The sequence below is a fragment of the Pseudomonas sp. KCJK8993 genome (assembly GCF_046230915.1).
Classification (GTDB): domain Bacteria; phylum Pseudomonadota; class Gammaproteobacteria; order Pseudomonadales; family Pseudomonadaceae; genus Aquipseudomonas; species Aquipseudomonas piscis.
Genome location: NZ_JBJJLO010000138.1, coordinates 1 through 15,504 on the forward strand (window position 1 = coordinate 1; position 15,504 = coordinate 15,504).

At 64.6% G+C, this 15,504-nt stretch carries 13 protein-coding genes; 8 read left to right on the forward strand and 5 right to left on the reverse strand.

What is annotated here, in order from left to right:
- Positions 1-923, forward strand: a 923-nt coding sequence (locus tag ACK6AU_RS28360) for a LysR family transcriptional regulator (RefSeq protein WP_409302844.1), incomplete at its 5' end; no start/stop codon positions are given.
- Between the two features lie 2 nt (positions 924-925).
- Positions 926-1,702: an aminoglycoside adenylyltransferase family protein gene (locus ACK6AU_RS28365; protein WP_409302846.1), complete on the forward strand. Its 777-nt coding sequence runs from the start codon at positions 926-928 to the stop codon at positions 1,700-1,702.
- A gap of 13 nt (positions 1,703-1,715) precedes the next feature.
- On the opposite strand, the gene ACK6AU_RS28370 is transcribed toward ACK6AU_RS28365, so the two are convergent.
- Positions 1,716-3,101, reverse strand: coding sequence for an NAD(P)/FAD-dependent oxidoreductase (locus ACK6AU_RS28370; protein WP_185700489.1), 1,386 nt, complete (start codon positions 3,099-3,101; stop codon positions 1,716-1,718).
- Between the two features lie 521 nt (positions 3,102-3,622).
- A complete protein-coding gene (locus ACK6AU_RS28375; RefSeq protein ID WP_409302848.1) occupies positions 3,623-4,519 on the reverse strand; it encodes a LysR family transcriptional regulator in 897 nt (298 codons plus the stop codon).
- Between the two features lie 112 nt (positions 4,520-4,631).
- Between ACK6AU_RS28375 and ACK6AU_RS28380 the strand changes: the two genes are divergently transcribed.
- From ACK6AU_RS28380 to ACK6AU_RS28395, 4 genes are read left to right on the forward strand one after another with little or no spacing between them, the layout of a single operon-like run.
- Positions 4,632-6,098 (forward strand): efflux transporter outer membrane subunit, encoded by a 1,467-nt coding sequence (locus tag ACK6AU_RS28380; RefSeq protein ID WP_409302850.1) that lies wholly within the window; start codon positions 4,632-4,634, stop codon positions 6,096-6,098.
- Entirely contained in the window at positions 6,091-7,269 is a 1,179-nt protein-coding gene (locus tag ACK6AU_RS28385; protein ID WP_409302852.1) for an HlyD family efflux transporter periplasmic adaptor subunit, read from the forward strand. The genes ACK6AU_RS28380 and ACK6AU_RS28385 overlap by 8 nt, the downstream gene beginning before the upstream one ends.
- Positions 7,266-8,792: a DHA2 family efflux MFS transporter permease subunit gene (locus tag ACK6AU_RS28390; RefSeq protein WP_409302854.1), complete on the forward strand. Its 1,527-nt coding sequence runs from the start codon at positions 7,266-7,268 to the stop codon at positions 8,790-8,792. The genes ACK6AU_RS28385 and ACK6AU_RS28390 overlap by 4 nt, the downstream gene beginning before the upstream one ends.
- A 13-nt stretch (positions 8,793-8,805) precedes the next feature.
- Positions 8,806-9,522 carry a siderophore-interacting protein gene (locus tag ACK6AU_RS28395; RefSeq protein WP_409302856.1) on the forward strand — a complete coding sequence of 239 codons (717 nt, stop codon included), beginning with the start codon at positions 8,806-8,808 and terminating at the stop codon, positions 9,520-9,522.
- A 71-nt stretch (positions 9,523-9,593) separates the two neighbouring features.
- Here ACK6AU_RS28395 and proP read toward each other — a convergent pair whose 3' ends face one another.
- Positions 9,594-11,096 carry a glycine betaine/L-proline transporter ProP gene (proP, locus tag ACK6AU_RS28400; protein ID WP_185700483.1) on the reverse strand — a complete coding sequence of 501 codons (1,503 nt, stop codon included), beginning with the start codon at positions 11,094-11,096 and terminating at the stop codon, positions 9,594-9,596.
- Between the two features lie 188 nt (positions 11,097-11,284).
- Positions 11,285-12,496, reverse strand: coding sequence for an MFS transporter (locus ACK6AU_RS28405; protein WP_185700482.1), 1,212 nt, complete (start codon positions 12,494-12,496; stop codon positions 11,285-11,287).
- A 113-nt stretch (positions 12,497-12,609) separates the two neighbouring features.
- On the opposite strand from ACK6AU_RS28405, the gene ACK6AU_RS28410 reads away from it, so the two are divergent.
- Together ACK6AU_RS28410 and ACK6AU_RS28415 are read left to right on the forward strand one after the other, a co-directional pair.
- A complete protein-coding gene (locus ACK6AU_RS28410; RefSeq protein WP_409302859.1) occupies positions 12,610-13,569 on the forward strand; it encodes a LysR substrate-binding domain-containing protein in 960 nt (319 codons plus the stop codon).
- A gap of 140 nt (positions 13,570-13,709) precedes the next feature.
- The gene (locus tag ACK6AU_RS28415; RefSeq protein ID WP_185700480.1) at positions 13,710-14,744 is read left to right on the forward strand and encodes a hypothetical protein; all 1,035 of its coding nucleotides are present in this window, start codon (positions 13,710-13,712) and stop codon (positions 14,742-14,744) included.
- 304 nt (positions 14,745-15,048) lie between these two features.
- Here ACK6AU_RS28415 and ACK6AU_RS28420 read toward each other — a convergent pair.
- On the reverse strand, positions 15,049-15,504 hold a 456-nt coding region (locus ACK6AU_RS28420; protein WP_409302861.1), incomplete at its 5' end, for an Lrp/AsnC family transcriptional regulator.

The following is a 15,504-nucleotide window of genomic DNA, read 5'->3' on the forward strand; positions in this document are numbered from 1 at the left end:
AGCGCCCGCTCGCTGCCCTGTCGCTGCGCCACCTGCACTACTTCGCCACCCTCAGCCGAGTCCTGCATTTTCGCCTGGCGGCCGAGGAACTGGCCCTGACCGCCTCCGCCCTGAGCACCTCGATCAGGGAAACCGAACGCCTGATCGGCGCCCAGCTGTTCATCCGCAAGGGCCACCAGGTCACCCTGTCGGAGATCGGCGCGGCGATCCTGCCCATCGCCGAGCACCTGCTGAACACCGCGGGCAACGCCGTGGCCGACATGGTCCACATCAGCCAGGAACGCCAGCAGACGATCCGCATCGGCCTGGTGCCGTCGGTGGCCCACCGGATCCTGCCCAAGCTCCAGGAGCTGCAACGACAGCATGCCGATCTGCGTTTCGACTTCATCGACTTGCCCACCCGGGCGCTGATCAATGACGTGCGCAGCGCCAAGGTGGATTTCGGCATCGGTGCCGGCGACGCGACGGCCGCATTGCCCATGCATCGCTTGCTGGTCGACGAACTGGTGGCGGTGGTACGCAAGGACGACCCACTGTGTGCCGCCCCCACCGTAAGCTGGGCCCAGCTCGATAACCGGCCAGTGGCGCATTTCCTGTTGGGCAGCGTCGCCGACCTGGCGCTGGGTTCGCCCAAGGCCCAGGAAGTCATCGTCAAGGCGACGTACCGGGTCTCTTTCACCGAAACCCTGTACAGCCTGATCCGCGCCGGATTCTGTGTCGGCATCGTGCCGCGCCTGACCGCAGAGGGCCTGCTGTCCGACGAGCTGACCTGGCTGCCCATCGTCAAGCCGAGGATCCAGCGTGACATCGTGCTGTTCGAAACCAGCCACGGGCCACGCACCCCGGCGGTCGCCACCTGCCTGGCTTTTCTCAAGGCCCAGGCCGCCGAGGCACCTGCAGCGGACAGCCAAGGAACGCACTGAACATGCACCACCACTGGGAAAACGATCCGCAGCTACAAGCTGCGCTGGCACTCCTCAGGCAAGTGCTCGGCCCCAACCTGCTGGCGCTGTACCTGCACGGCTCGGCCGTCACCGGGGGCCTGCGGCCACAGAGCGACATCGATCTGCTGGCGACGGTCGAACAGGGCCTGGACCAGCAGCAACGCAAGGCCCTGACCGCCGGACTGCTGCGCCTTTCGGCACGGCACCCGGCCATCGCCGGTGGGCCGCGTTGCCTCGAACTGCTGGTCTTTCGCCAGGCCGACCTGGACGAACCGGATTGTGCGCCACGGGCCGAGCTGGTCTATGGAGAATGGCTACGAACGGACTTCGAGAACGGCAAGTTGCCCATGCCCCATGCCGATCCGGAATACCGCCTGCTGCTGGCCCAGGCCCGGCTCCAGGCCGTTGCGCTGCTGGGGACGAACGCTGCACGGATGCTGCCGGACACATCCCCGGAGCAGGTCCGCCAGGCCATGGCCCGGGCACTGCCGGCGTTGCTACAGGGGCTGCACGGAGATGAGCGCAACGTCTTGCTGACCCTGGCCAGGATGTGGCGCACCGCCCAGGCCGGGGACTTCCTTGGCAAGGACCAGGCCGCGACCTGGGCCATCGCGCAGCTTCCGGCACAACTGGCCGGCACCCTGGAGTACGCGCGCAGTGCCTACCTGGGGCAACGGGTGGACGATTGGTCCGACAAGCAGGCCCAGGCAGGGCAACTGGCCCAAGCCTTGCGCGAGCGAATCGGCGAGCGGCTCTAAGGGGCGCGCAGGTTCAGACCGGCTCGCCCAGCACCCGGCGCGCCTCGCGCCAGCCCGATAGCAGCGCGCCATGGACCGTCGCGCTGTAGTCCGGATGGGTCGCTTCCCCGGCGAACAGCAAGGTGTTGCCGACCGGAGCTGCAAGATCCTCGCGGTCGGACGGCCGCGCCCCGACCTGGGGAAAGGAATAACTGCCGCGGGCAAAGGGATCCGCATGCCAGCGAGTGATGTGCATATCGCTCGGCAGCGGGATCGAGGAACCGAACATCTGGCGCAGGTGGGCCATGGCGTCTTCCTGGATCTGCTGGTTCGACATGCCTTCGAGCAACCGGGCCGGGGTGCCGCCATGCAGGGCGCAGAGCACGGGTTGCTTGGCGTAGTGGTTCAAGGGGTACCAGTTGGCCCACAGCCCCTTGTCGGTATTCAACTGGCTGATGATCGCGGCCTGGCCCCAGAACACCTCCGGAAACAGGAACACCGCCTTGTTGTAGACCCCCATGCCCAGGCGCTCGATGGCACCGCGCTTGGCCACGGGCAGTGCCGGCGAAAACGTGACCCCGCCTTCCTTGAGCACTCCCAGGGGCAAGGTGACGATCGCGATATCCCCCGCCAGCTCGCCATGGCTGGTAGCCACGCGCACGCCCGATGGGTCATGCCGGATGCCGGTGACCCGATGGTTGAAGCGAATCTCCAGGCCCTCGGCCAGCCGGTCCACCAGTTGTCCGTAGCCCTTGGGAAAAATCACTTCATGGCCATCGAAGCCACTGCCTTCCTGCAGCCCCCAGGCAGCGATGTCCTGTGGGTCGGCGGCGAGCCCGTCCTCCAGTTCGCGACTGAACAGCTCCATGACCGTGGCCTTCTCGGCCTGCGTACCGGCCAACCCGGCGAGCACCTGGAGCATTTCATCCCGGGCGTTGCGCTCCGGCGCGGCGCCTTGCACTTTGTCCCCGAGGAGCGTGTTCGCCTGCTCTTGAAGTTGCGTGAGCCCCTCCAGTTCCTGGCTGCCCAGCTTGCGTCCAGCGGCGTCGTAGACCAGGTTCGACGCAGGTCTTTCCACGTCATACACCAGGGTTTCGATCCCCAGTTGCCGGGCCAGGTTGGCGACCGGGTTGCCATCGACGCCATGGATCCAGGAGGCCCCCAGGTCCACCGGGGCATCCCACCAGCTGCGATTGGTCCATATCCGGCCCCCCACCCGGTCACGGCCCTCGATCACCGTCACGCGATGACCGGCCGCGTGCAGCATCCTGGCGGCGGCCAGCCCGGAAATACCGGCACCGATCACCAGGACGCTCTTGGCAGCGGGGGCTGGCGCGCCCCTGGCGATGACGGGAGCCACCCATGGCGATGCCGCCAGCAGGCTCAGCTTGATCAGGGTTCTACGGGAAAAATCAGGCATGGCCCAAACTCCAGGATCGAACAATCCGAATGGTCCAGCCTTGTACCATGCAGAAACTTGTATTCATTAGGCCTCGAGGTCCCATGCTCCACGCAGCGGACTCATCGAGGTCTCGATCAACAGCGGGTAACTTGCAACCGAGCAACCAGAAGTATGCTAACGATCAGCCCTGATCCCCATCTCGCTAGTTCAATATCTACTTGATATCAAAACCTGGCATGGCCCATCCATTAGATAAGCCACAAGCCCTGGATTCATTGGTATTGACGCTCGACCAGCCACTTCAGGCAAAGCCCGAAAGCCCCCGTATAACTTGCCCGAGGTAAAAATCCGGTAAACGCAGGTATAACGTCGCGAAACTTATTCGAACATCTGGTCATTGCAATTAAAACCACAAGCCATCGCGAGCGTTACTTTAAAAGCCAGGAAAAATGACAGTTGTAAATATAAGTAAAAATGAACTCAGCCATACTCACGGAGTGCGGGACTAGGCCATCCCATATCCCTGTTCGACGGTGCGCTCAACGGCTGGAACACTCCTGCACTTGCTGGCGCAACCAGCGATGCACCTGGTCGTTGTTGACCCGTGGGTGCCAGGCCTGGGAGAACTCGCCGCTGGGAGTCACCACCGGCAGGGTGAAGATGCTCAGCGGCAGCAGCGGCAAGGACCATTCGACGAAACGCCGGGGAATCACCGCCACCAGCTCCGAGGTGCTGGCCAACTGCATGGCCGCCTGGAAGCCGGGCACCACCAACGGCACCTTGCGTTGCAGGCCGATCTTCTCCAGCTCCAGGTCCAGCGGGCCACGGGTTCGCCCCCGACGCGAGACGGACAGGTGCGGATAGGCCACCAGGTCCTCGGCGCTGACGTGGGCCAGGCGAGCCAGCGGATGCTGGTTGTTGACCACCCCGACGAAGCTGTCGATGTACAAGCGCTGCTTGTATACCTCGGGGCCCAGCGGCCCGGCGATGCCGATGTCCAGATCGCTCAAGCCATCGCGCAGGGCGGCGACATCCTCGTTGCCCTGGGACATGAAGCGCAGGGTGACATGGGGCGCCTGCTCGGCGACCCGCTGGCTCAGGCGCAAGGCCCAGGCACCGGTGAAACCGTCCTCGGCGCGCAGGGTGAACACCCGCTTGATGGTGCCCAGGTTGAGCTGCTGCTTGTTGCCCAGGACATTGCGCGCCTCTTCCAGCAGGCCATGGACCTGGGGCGCCAGTTCCAGGGCCAGCGGCGTGGGTACCAAGCGCCGCCCCGCCAGGACGAACAGCGGATCGCCCATGGTCTCGCGCAGGTTGGCCAAGCGCCGGCTCATGGCCGGGATGCTCAGGTTCATGCGTTCGGCGGCACCGGTGACGCTGCCTTCGCGCAGCATCGCGTCGAAGGTCAAGAGCAGGTTGAGGTCGGGAAAGTTCATCGCGGCGTCTCGTTTGCATTTTGCGCAAATCTAAACTCCGTTATTTGCAATTTTCAATACACTTGGGCCTCTCTAGCATCCCGTCACAACCTAATCGTTCAAGGACGTTGTGATGGCTCCTTATCGTTTGCTCCAGTCGGCAACCCTGCTGGGCCTGTTGCTGACACTGCCGGCCTGCATCAGCCCCGGGCACACGCCCGAACTGCCCAAGCGGCTGTCCGCCGACGCCCTCGCGGCCGGCCAGGACATCACCCGGGCCACCCCCCGGACACCGGCCAGCGACCACGACCTGTGGTGGCGAACCTTCCAGGACCCGGACCTGGATCGCCTGCTCGACGCCGCCCTGGACAGTTCGCCCAGCCTGGCGATCGCCAGTGCGCGCATCAGCCGGGCCGAGGCCGAGGCCAACGTCGCCCAGGCCAATACCCGGCCCGGCCTGTCGGCCATGACCCAGATCCTGCGCAGCCAGGATTCGCAGCACTACAAGACCAGCGCCAGCGAGTCCGGCACTTGGCATAGCGACGGCCAGGCCTTGCTGCAAGGTCGCTACAACCTCGACCTCTGGGGTCTGAACCGCGCGTTGAACGAAGCGGCGGTGGATAGCCTGCGGGCCGCCGAGGCCGACCGCGCGGTGGCGCGCCTGGCCCTGAGCGGCAGCCTGGTGGAAACCTGGTTCGCCCTGGCCGGCGTGCTGGAACAGCAGACCGTGGTCGACCAGGCCCTGGAGCAGCGGCGCAGCATCCACCGCATCAGCGAACGACGCTTGCAGTCCGGATTGGGCACCCAAGTCGACGTGGTCCGTGCCCGCGGCCCCATCCCTTTGCTCGAGGCCGAGCAGGCCCGGCTGCAGGGCGCTGCCCGCGTTTATCAACTGCGCCTGGCGGCCCTGGCCGGCAAGGGCCCGGGCTGGGGCGAACAATGGCGGCCCCGCGGCACGGACCTGCGACGCAGCGTGGTATTGCCCGGGCAGCTGCCAGCCGAGCTGGTGGGCAACCGCCCGGACGTCATCGCCCAGCGCTGGCGCGTCGAAGCCCAGGCCCAGCGTGTTGGCGCGGCACGCGCGGCGTTCTACCCGAACATCGACCTGCTGGCCTTCGCCGGATTCCAGAGTTTCAGCTTCCAGAACTTGTTCCACCACGACAGCCGCACCTACGGCGTCGGCCCGGCGCTGACCCTGCCGATCTTCGATGCCGGCCGCCTGCGCGGCCAGTACCAGGCCCAACAGGCCGGCTATGCCGAGGCCGTGGCGAACTACAACCAGGTGCTGGTGGATGCCCTGGCCGACGTCGCCCGCTGTCTCTCGCAATTGCAGGCCCTTGAGGCCCAGCGGGTGAAGACCGTGCAGGGCCTGGACGAAGCCGAACGGGCCTATGACCTGGAACACCTGCGCTACCGCCAGAGCCTCACCGACTTCCTGCATGTGCTCGACGCCCAGACCCGGGTGCTCGATACCCGCATGCAACTGGTCCAGCTCAACACGGCCGCGCGACAGAACCATGCCGGCCTGTTGCGTGCCTTGGGCGGCCGGACCGAAACCGACCAGAACGTCACCCGACTTGCAGAGACCTCCCATGACTGATGCCTCCCCAACCCCGACCCCGGCCAAGTCGCGCCGTGGCCTGAACTTCCTGATCATCACCCTGGTGGCCCTGGCCCTGATCATCGCGGCCGGTGCCTGGTGGCTGCTCTACGGCCGCCTCTACGAAAGCACCGACAACGCCTACGTGCGCGGCGACGTGATCCTGGTCTCGGCCCAGGCCCGTGGCACCGCTACGGCGGTGCACATCCAGAACACCGACACGGTAAAGGCCGGCGACGCCCTGGTGGAGATCGACCCGGTCGACGCCCGCCTGGGCCTGGATGCCGCGACCCATCAATTGGCCCTGACCGTGCGTGCGGTCAACAGCCTGTATGCCGAGGAAAACGACCTGGCGGCCCAGGTCAAGTTGCGCCAGGCCGAGGCCAGCCGCGCCAGCCAGGACCTGCAGCGGCGGCGCGCGGTGATCGCCCAGGGCGGGGTCTCCGGCGAAGACCTGCACCACGCCGAGGAAGCGGCGCAGGTGGCCCAGTCCGGATTGCGTGCCGCCGAGGCCAAGCTGGTGGCCCTGCAGGCACGGATTCAGGGGACCACGGTGGAGAATCATCCGCAGGTTGGCGCGGCGGCCGAACGGGTGCGCGAGGCCTACCTGGCCCTGGCCCGGACCAAGGTTCCCGCGCCGGCCGATGGCCTGATCACCAAGCGTGCCGTGCAAGTGGGCCAGCACATCGAGCACGGCACCGTGCTGATGGGGCTGGTGCCATTGGACAAGGTCTGGGTGGAAGCCAACTTCAAGGAATCGCAGTTGGGGCAGATCAAGGTCGGCCAGGCGGTGGAACTGTTCGCCGACCTGTATGGCCAGAAAGTGATGTACCACGGACGCATCCAGGGCATCGAGGCCGGCAGCGGCGCCGCCTTCGCCACCATCCCGGCGCAGAACGCCACCGGCAACTGGATCAAGGTGGTGCAGCGGGTGCCGGTGCGTATCGCCCTGGACCGCGAGGAAGTGCTGCGCCACCCACTGCGCATCGGCCTGTCGATGACCGTCAAGGCGATCCTCGGTGAACCCGGGGAACAGCCCGCGCAAGCCAAGGTGCAAGACAGCACCGGGGTCTACGACAACCTCGAGCAGGGTAGCCAGGCGCTGGTCGAGCAGATCATCGCGCAGAACCTGCAAGCGTCGAAACTCAGCCTATCGAGGAACGAACGATGATCGCCAAGCGTCCCATCGAACCACTGAGCGGCGGCACGCTGTTCCTGGGCGCGCTGGCGATCGGCATGGCCAACTTCATGATGGTGCTCGACACCACCATCGCCAACGTCGCGGTGCCGACCATCTCCGGCAACCTCGGCGTGGCCCCCGACCAGGGCACCTGGGTGCTGACTTCGTTCAGCATTTCCCTGGCCATCGGCCTGCCCTTGACCGGCTGGCTGGTGCAGCGCTTCGGCCAGGTCAAGCTGTTCATGACCGCGGTCGCCCTGTTCGTGCTGGCCTCGGTGTGCTGCGCCCTGGCGCCGAACCTTGGTTCGCTGCTGCTGTTCCGGATCTTCCAGGGAGCGGTGTGCGGCCCCCTGGCCCCGTTGTCCCAGGCCCTGCTGGTGGCGATCTTCCCGCCTGAACGACGCACCTCGGCGCTGGTGGTGTGGTCGATGACCACCTTCCTCGGGCCGGTGTGCGGCCCGATCCTGGGTGGCTACCTGACCGACAACATCAGTTGGCCGTGGATCTTCTACATCAACGTGCCGGTCGGGGCGTTCATCCTGCTGACCCTCGGCCAGGTCCTGCATGGCCGGGACAACCCGACCCGCAAGCTGCCGGTGGATGTGGTCGGCTTGCTGCTCTTGATGATCGCGGTCGGTTCGTTGCAGATCCTCCTCGACAAGGGCCAGGACCTGGACTGGTTCGCCTCCACGCCGATCCGCGTACTGGCGGTGGTGGCGGTGCTGGGTTTTGCGTCATTGATCAGCTGGGAACTGACCGAGCAGCATCCGATTCTCGACCTGCGTCTATTCCAGGAGCGCAACTACGCCATCGGCACCCTGTGCGTGACCCTGGGCTTTTCCCTGTACTTCGCCTCGCTGGTGCTGGTGCCGCTGTGGCTGCAGACGGAGATGGGCTACACCGCGACCTGGGCCGGGATCGCCACCGCGCCGCTGGGGATCGCCGGGGTGGTGCTGGCGCCCTTCATCGGGCGGCTGATGCAGCACCTGGATGCGCGGATGCTGGCGAGCATGGCCTTCATCTGCTGGATCGGCGCCTCGTTGTGGCGCATGGGCTTCGAGACCGGCCTGGACATCCAGTTCATCGGTTGGAACTCGGTGCTGATGGGCGCCGGCACGGCTTTCCTGTTCACCCCGCTGGTGGCCATTTCGCTGTCGCGCCTGCCACCGGAAAAGATCCCCGCGGCCCTCGGCTTGCAGAACGCCCTGCGCATGACCGGCGCCAGCTTCGCCGTGTCCCTCGGCCCGGCGTTCTGGGACCACCGGGCCCGCGGCCACCAGGTCGACCTGGCCGAACGCATGAGCCCTTTCGATCACTGGAGCGGCCAGGCCCGGGCCAACCTCGACAGCCTCGGCCTGTCACCCGAGGGTGCCCTGGAATGGCTGGGCCGGGCCATCGATCGCCAGGCCCACATGTTGGCGCTCAACGACTTCTCGCTGGCCAGCGCATGGCTGTTCTTCGCCGTGCTCAGCATCGTCTGGCTGGCTCATTCACCCAAGGCGAAAGCCAAGTAGATCCGGAGTATTCATGTTCCTGCGTAAAAAAATGAAGTACGACATCGAAGTCACCGCCATCCATGACCTCACCCCCCTGGTACGGCGCGTCACCTTCAGGGGCGAGCTGTTCGGCGGTGACCTGAAGTGCCAGCCGGCCCAATGGCTGAAGCTGTTCCTGCCCAATGGCGGCAACCCCGCCAGCCGTGCCTACAGCATCCGCCGGCATGATCGGCAAGCGTCCAGCGTCGATATCGATTTCGTCCGCCATGGCCACGGCCCGGCCGGGCGCTGGGCGGAACAGGCCCGGGTCGGCGACTGGATCGGCTGCTCGGCATTGCGTGGTGGTTTCCAGCCCCAGGAAGAGGCCGAATGGTTACTGCTGGCCGCCGATGAAACCGGCACCCCGGCGGTGATGAGCATCCTCGAGAGCCTGGCCCCCGGCGACCGCGCGGTGGTGGTGCTGGAAGCGGCGAGCATGACCGAGCTGCAGGCCATGGACACCCCGGCCACGGTCAACTACGAATGGATGTTCCGCGACGAGCATCCGCACGCCACCAACCTGCTGCTCGAAGGCATCGACAAGCTCCAACTGCCTTCGGGAGTCGGGCAGTTCTGGATCGCCGCCGAAGCCCAGGCGATCAACGAAGTCCGCGACTACCTCACCGACGCCTGCTCGATCCAGCGCCGCCTGGTGCGCAGCAAGGGCTACTGGATGCGCGGCGTCGCCGACCACCGCGACCGCGACTGAAGCACCCTGCTGCCACTTCCCTGGGCCACGACGTCCAGTCGTGGGCCCGGCGCCGAGCCGGGCCCCAGGTCCTAGTCGATCCGCGGGTGCTGCTGCACCAGGTTCTTGCGCTTGGCCTCGAGCTCGGCGATCTGCGCATCGATGTCTTCGATCTTCTGCTCGATGTTGTCGTGGTGCTCTTGCAGCAACTCTCGGGCCTCCTCGATATCGGCCGCCGCCGGAGCCGCGCCACGCAATGGCTTGTTGGCCGTCTCGCGCATGGAAATACCGGTGATCAAGCCGATCACCGCGATCACCATCAGGTAGTAGGCGGGCATGTACAGGTTCTCGGTGGTTTCCACCAGCCAGGCCGCGATCGTCGGGGTCAGGCCGGCAATCAGCACCGAGATATTGAACGCACTGGCCAGGGCGCTGTAGCGGATACGCGTAGGGAACATCGCCGGCAGCGTAGAAGCCATCACACCGATGAAGAAGTTCAGCAACACGGCCAGGATCAGCAGGCCGGCGAAGATCACCCCCAGCACCCCGCTGTTGATCAGCATGAAGGCCGGGATGGCCAGCACGAACAGGCCGACGCTGCCGAAGATGATGAAGGGCCGGCGTCCGATCTTGTCGCTCATGAAGCCGATCATCGGTTGCACGAACAGCATGCCGACCATGATCGCGATGATGATCAGCACCCCGTGGTCTTCACTGTAGTGCAGGTTGTGCGACAGGTAGCTGGGCATGTAGGTCAGCAGCATGTAGTAGGTGACGTTGGTCGCCACCACCACGCCGACACAGGTCACCAGGCTGCGCCAATGCTGGGTCGCCACCTCCTTGAACGACACCGCCGGGCCCGAGGCCAGGCCTTCGCGGTCACCTTGCTCGAGCTTGTCGACATGCTGCTGGAAGGCCGGGGTCTCCTCCAGGGCATGGCGCAGGTAGAGACCGATGATGCCCAGGGGCAAGGCCAGGAAGAACGGCAGGCGCCAGCCCCATTCGAGGAATTTTTCTTCACCGAGGATGGTGGAGATCAGCACCACCAGGCCCGCGCCAAGGACGAAGCCGGCGATCGAGCCGAAGTCCAGCCAGCTGCCGAGGAACCCGCGCTTGCGGTCCGGGGCGTATTCGGCGACGAAAATCGAAGCGCCGGTGTACTCCCCGCCCACGGAAAAACCCTGGGCCATCTTGGCCAGCAACAACAGGATCGGCGCCCAGATGCCGATCGAGGCATAGGATGGGATCAGGCCGATGGCGAAGGTGCTCAGGGACATGATCACGATGGTCGCCGCCAGGACTTTCTGCCGCCCGTAGCGGTCGCCCAGGACCCCGAAGAACAACCCGCCCAGGGGCCGGATCAGGAAAGGCACGGAAAAGGTCGCCAGGGCGGCGATCATCTGCACGCCGGGGCTGGCATTGGGGAAGAAGACCTTGCCCAACGCATAGGCGACGAAACCATAGACACCAAAGTCGAACCACTCCATGGCATTGCCCAGCGCGGCGGCGGTGATCGCCTTGCGCATCTTGGCGTCGTCGACGATGGTGATGTCCTTCAAGCCGATCGGCTTGACCCTTTTCTTGCGCGACTTCATAGCAGTTTCCCTATGGCTGACTGTGCTCATGCATACCTTTGCCCCGGGCCCGGATGGTGACAGGCACGAGCGGACAGCGAGATGACCAGTGTTCTACCGGCCGGGGCTCCATGCCATCAGATAGCCAGGGATTCGAAAAAATTCACTGCTCATGGCAATTGGCGATTATTGGGGCTACCGCCCTGTTGCTAGTGCGTGCGCCGCCGACCAGGGCGGAAGGCATGGCGCCGGCTGGACCAGGCCAGCCCCAGGGTGCCCGCCAGCAGGGCCAGGATCACCCAGGGAAAGACCCGCACACCGGTGGTTTGCAGGAGAACCCCGCCCAGCGCCCCGCTCCCGGCAAAGGCCAGGTTGAACACCGTGACCAGCATCGACTGGGCGGCGGTGGCATGTTCCGCGGCGGCATCGGCCAGCGCGGTCTGCAATAGGGTCGGCGCGCCGCTGAAACTCAGCCCCCAGATCACCATCACCAGGTACACCATGGGCAGGGACAAGCCACCGCTGCCCAACAACAGCGCCACCAGGCAGAAGGCCGAAAGACTCAGCAGCACAAGGACACGCAGGCAGCGATCCACCAGCAGACCGACCGCCCAGACGCCCACCAGGGCCGCCAGGCCGAACACGAACAACAGCTGGCCCAGTTGGCTGGCCATGCCCAGGCTCTGCAGATACGCCGACAAGTAGGTATAGAGGATGTAATGGGCCAGGATCCAGCCCGTCACGACCCCCAGTACCGCGCCGACCCCAGGGGTCGACAGTACCTGGCGGAAGCTGGCGGGAGTCTTCCGGGCCTCGCCGACGCGATCCGGCAAGCCCCGGGCGATGCCGAGCATCAGCAACAGGTCGAGGCCGCCCAGTACCGCGAAGACGGCGCGCCAGCCGAGCAGCTCACTGGCCCAACTGGCCAGCGGTACTCCCAGGGACAACGCCAGGGGGATGCCGAACATCGCCAGTGCCAGGGCCCGTCCTTGCTGCGGCACGGCCACCAGGCTGCGGGCATAGGTGGCCAGCAGGCTCCAGGCCAGGCCGGTGGCCAGGCCCACCAGCAACCGCACCGCCAGGGTCAGCCACAGGTTGCTGGACCCTGCACTGACCAGGCTGGCGATGCAGAACACCGCGAGCACCGCCAGCAGCACCCGGCGTTGGTTGCAGCCGCGGGTCGCCGCGCTCAGGGGAATGGCGGCCAGGCCCGCGCCCAGCGAACAGAAGGTCACCCACTGCCCTGCCCCGGCCTGGGAGATGCCGAAATCCGCGGCCAATTGCGGCAACAAGCCGGCGGGAAAGGTCAGGTTGGCCTCGGCCAGGAAACTGGCCATGCACAACAGCAGCAGGCGGCCTGAAGGGAAGTCGCCGGCCTGCGAGGCGACAGCGGCCGCAGGATCGATCGAAGATGCACGCATGGGGTTGGGCTCCACGGGTGGAATGAAGGTCGATGGGAGCCGGTATGGTGCGACTTGAATCCATATTTGATAATTGAGCCAACCATTCAATAACTTTCAAACCTGGATGAACAATGGCGACCGATCGACTGGGTGACATACGTTTGTTCGTCGAAGCCGCTACCTTGGGCGGCCTTTCCGCGGCCGGGCGCAAGCTGGGCTTCTCCGCGGCGGCGGCCAGCGCGCGCCTGGCCAAGCTGGAAGCGGCGCTGCACGTGAAACTGTTCGACCGCACCACCCGCACCTTGCGCCTGACCGACGAAGGGCGGCTGTACCTGCAGCACTGCCGGATCGCCCTGGAATCCCTGGCCGATGCCGAGCAGGCCCTGCAGGCAGGCCAGGGCCGGGTCCAGGGCAAGGTACGCATTGGCGCCTCGGCCGACTTCGGACGCCACCAGCTCAACCACTGGCTGGAGGCCTTCAGCCAGGCCCATCCGCAGTTGCAGTTGGCACTGACCCTGACGGACTCGCTGTCCAGGCTGCTGGAGGACGACATGGACATCGCCATCCGCTTCGGCCAGCCCCAGGACAGTTCCCTGGTCGCCCGCTTGCTGGCGCCGAACTGGCGGGTGCTGTGCGCATCCCCGGCCTACCTGGAGCAATACGGCACGCCGCAGACGCCGGAGGATCTGGCGCAGCACCGGTTCATCATCCTGGTCACGGCCTCGGGCCCGCTCAACGACTACCATTTCAACGTCGCCGGCCAGCGCCAGACCCTGCGCATCGCACTGGATCAAGCCTGGGAGACCAACGACGGGGCCCTGGCCCGGCAGTGGGCGCTGTCTGGCCGCGGCATCACCCGCAAGACCATCTGGGATGCGGTAGAAGACTTGCGGGCAGGCCGGCTCAGAGTGGTGCTGCCCGACTATGCGGTGGCGGAACCTGGCATCTACGCCCTGCTCCATCGCAACCGCTACCAGGTGCCACGAGTGCGGGTATTGCTGGACTTCCTGCTGGAGCGCTTCCGGCAAGCCAGCCAGGAATTGCCGCCGGCTCCGGAGAACATCGTGCGCTTTCCATCCCTGGGGCTTTAATGCTATTGAAAACGCCGATCAGGCTGTTCGACAGTGACCCAGTCGAAGGCAGGTTGGAACTCCCGGTGCTGCCCATCCACTCACTTCGGTCGCCGCAACCCCAGTACCCCGTCATGGCCTAGTGCCGATAAGGACATCCAATGAAAACTCTAAAAAGCCTGCGTCCCTTGGCAATCCTGGCCCCCGCCAGCTTGTTGGCAGCCTGTGCCTCGATTGGCGGCCCCGCCAGCCCACCGCAACAGAACCCCACCAACCAGCTGCTGGACATGCTCGACCAGGCCACCCGCGAAGGCATGTCCGTGGTGCTGGTGCCGGCGCTGATGCCCAACAAGAGCGTGACCGATCTTTCCAGCTATTCGCACCGGGTCATTTTCAAGAACAAGGACATGCCCGGCATCGCCTACATGCAGGCCTTCGCCAACAACGACCTGGAGAAGATCAAGGAGGCGGTCTATCTGTGGGACTTCCTCGAGGTCAACATCATCCCGCCGGGGACCTACCTGTTGTCCGGCGGGATCGACTACAAGATCGACAGCACCCTGGCCGACATCAAGGCGCCCAAGGGCCAGCCGGGGGCCACGCCCTTGGGCGCGGTGAACCTGTCCGCCGTGCTGTATCGCCGGTTCGTCAAGGAAGACTATTGGCGTGATGCCTCCTATGCCGACAGGACCTACTCCCAGAACGTCTGCAGTGCCGTGCACATGGCGTCCGGCCAATGCGTGAGCTGGTCACAACAGAACTACACCCAGCGCGAGCAGGTCTCCCAGGGCGGCTGGACCGAAGGCACGAAGATCCAGGACGTCCAATCCATCAAGCTGCAAGCGCAGATACCCGACGCCTATGCCCCGCTGGCCTTCACCATCAAGCCGGGCCAGATCCTGCTCAGCGACCGCTTCCACCTGAAGACTCCGGGCGTACACTACGACCCGAAAACCTGCAAGGCCGTGGACACGCAGAACATCAAGTGTGCCCTGCGGGACATCCAGGTCTACATGCGCCCCGCCCCCATGGAGTTGACGAAGAGGTTCATCGGCAAAGAGCAGCCGACCCTGGGCGAGGCGGCCCGCCAGGTGCTGGCGCGCATCGAGCCGATGAAGACCCAGGTACTGGGTGAGAAAGGCATGGAGGACCTGGTCTGGGGCCTGCCGGTCAGCCTGAAGAAACCGGGCAAGTAGAACCGTCGTCGCACCGCTCCTGCCCTACGAAGCCGGCTCGCCATCGGGCCGAGCTTCGCCCCTGATTCCCCCTAACGCCTCGGCACCTCCAGACTGCAAATAAAATTTTGCATCCCAATACGGCACTAGGATTACTAGCAAGCTCGAAATCAAGGAGCTTGACGAAGCTATTCATTAAAAAGAACCATTTGATTTGAGTTAATTAAAAATTCAATTGCCCTTAGTCCCCCCGTGCCAGAGCCAAACCGGGCAAACCTCACCATTGCCTTACAAGCTTACAACTTGTACTAGCAGCCTAACCTTCTCAGAAATCGGGGAGCTTCTTGTGGATTGATTTTATAATTGAAGTATTAGTTTCAGCCAGGGGTGTAATCTTTTGCAGCGTAATATCCAGATGGCTGACAGAATCAATATAAAGATGACAGACAAAGCTGTCCTCCCCGGTAATTTTATAGCAAACGACACACTCTGCCATTTCTGCTAGCAATTGTTCCACAGAGTGAAAGCTTCCGGTAAAGGGTTTTACCCTTACCAGGACCTGTAGCGTGTAGCCAAGAGCTTGGGCATTCAACTCTACGTTGAATCCACTAATAACACCTGTGGCCTCAAGACGTTTAAGACGCTCGCTACAACCGGGAGCCGACAACCCCACCTGTCGACTGAGCGAACGTATGGATGCCCGGGCGTTCTGGTGAATGGCAATAATCAATGCGCGATCTATGGGGTCTAGTCTCTGATCGATTTTTGTAAGCTTCTTCAT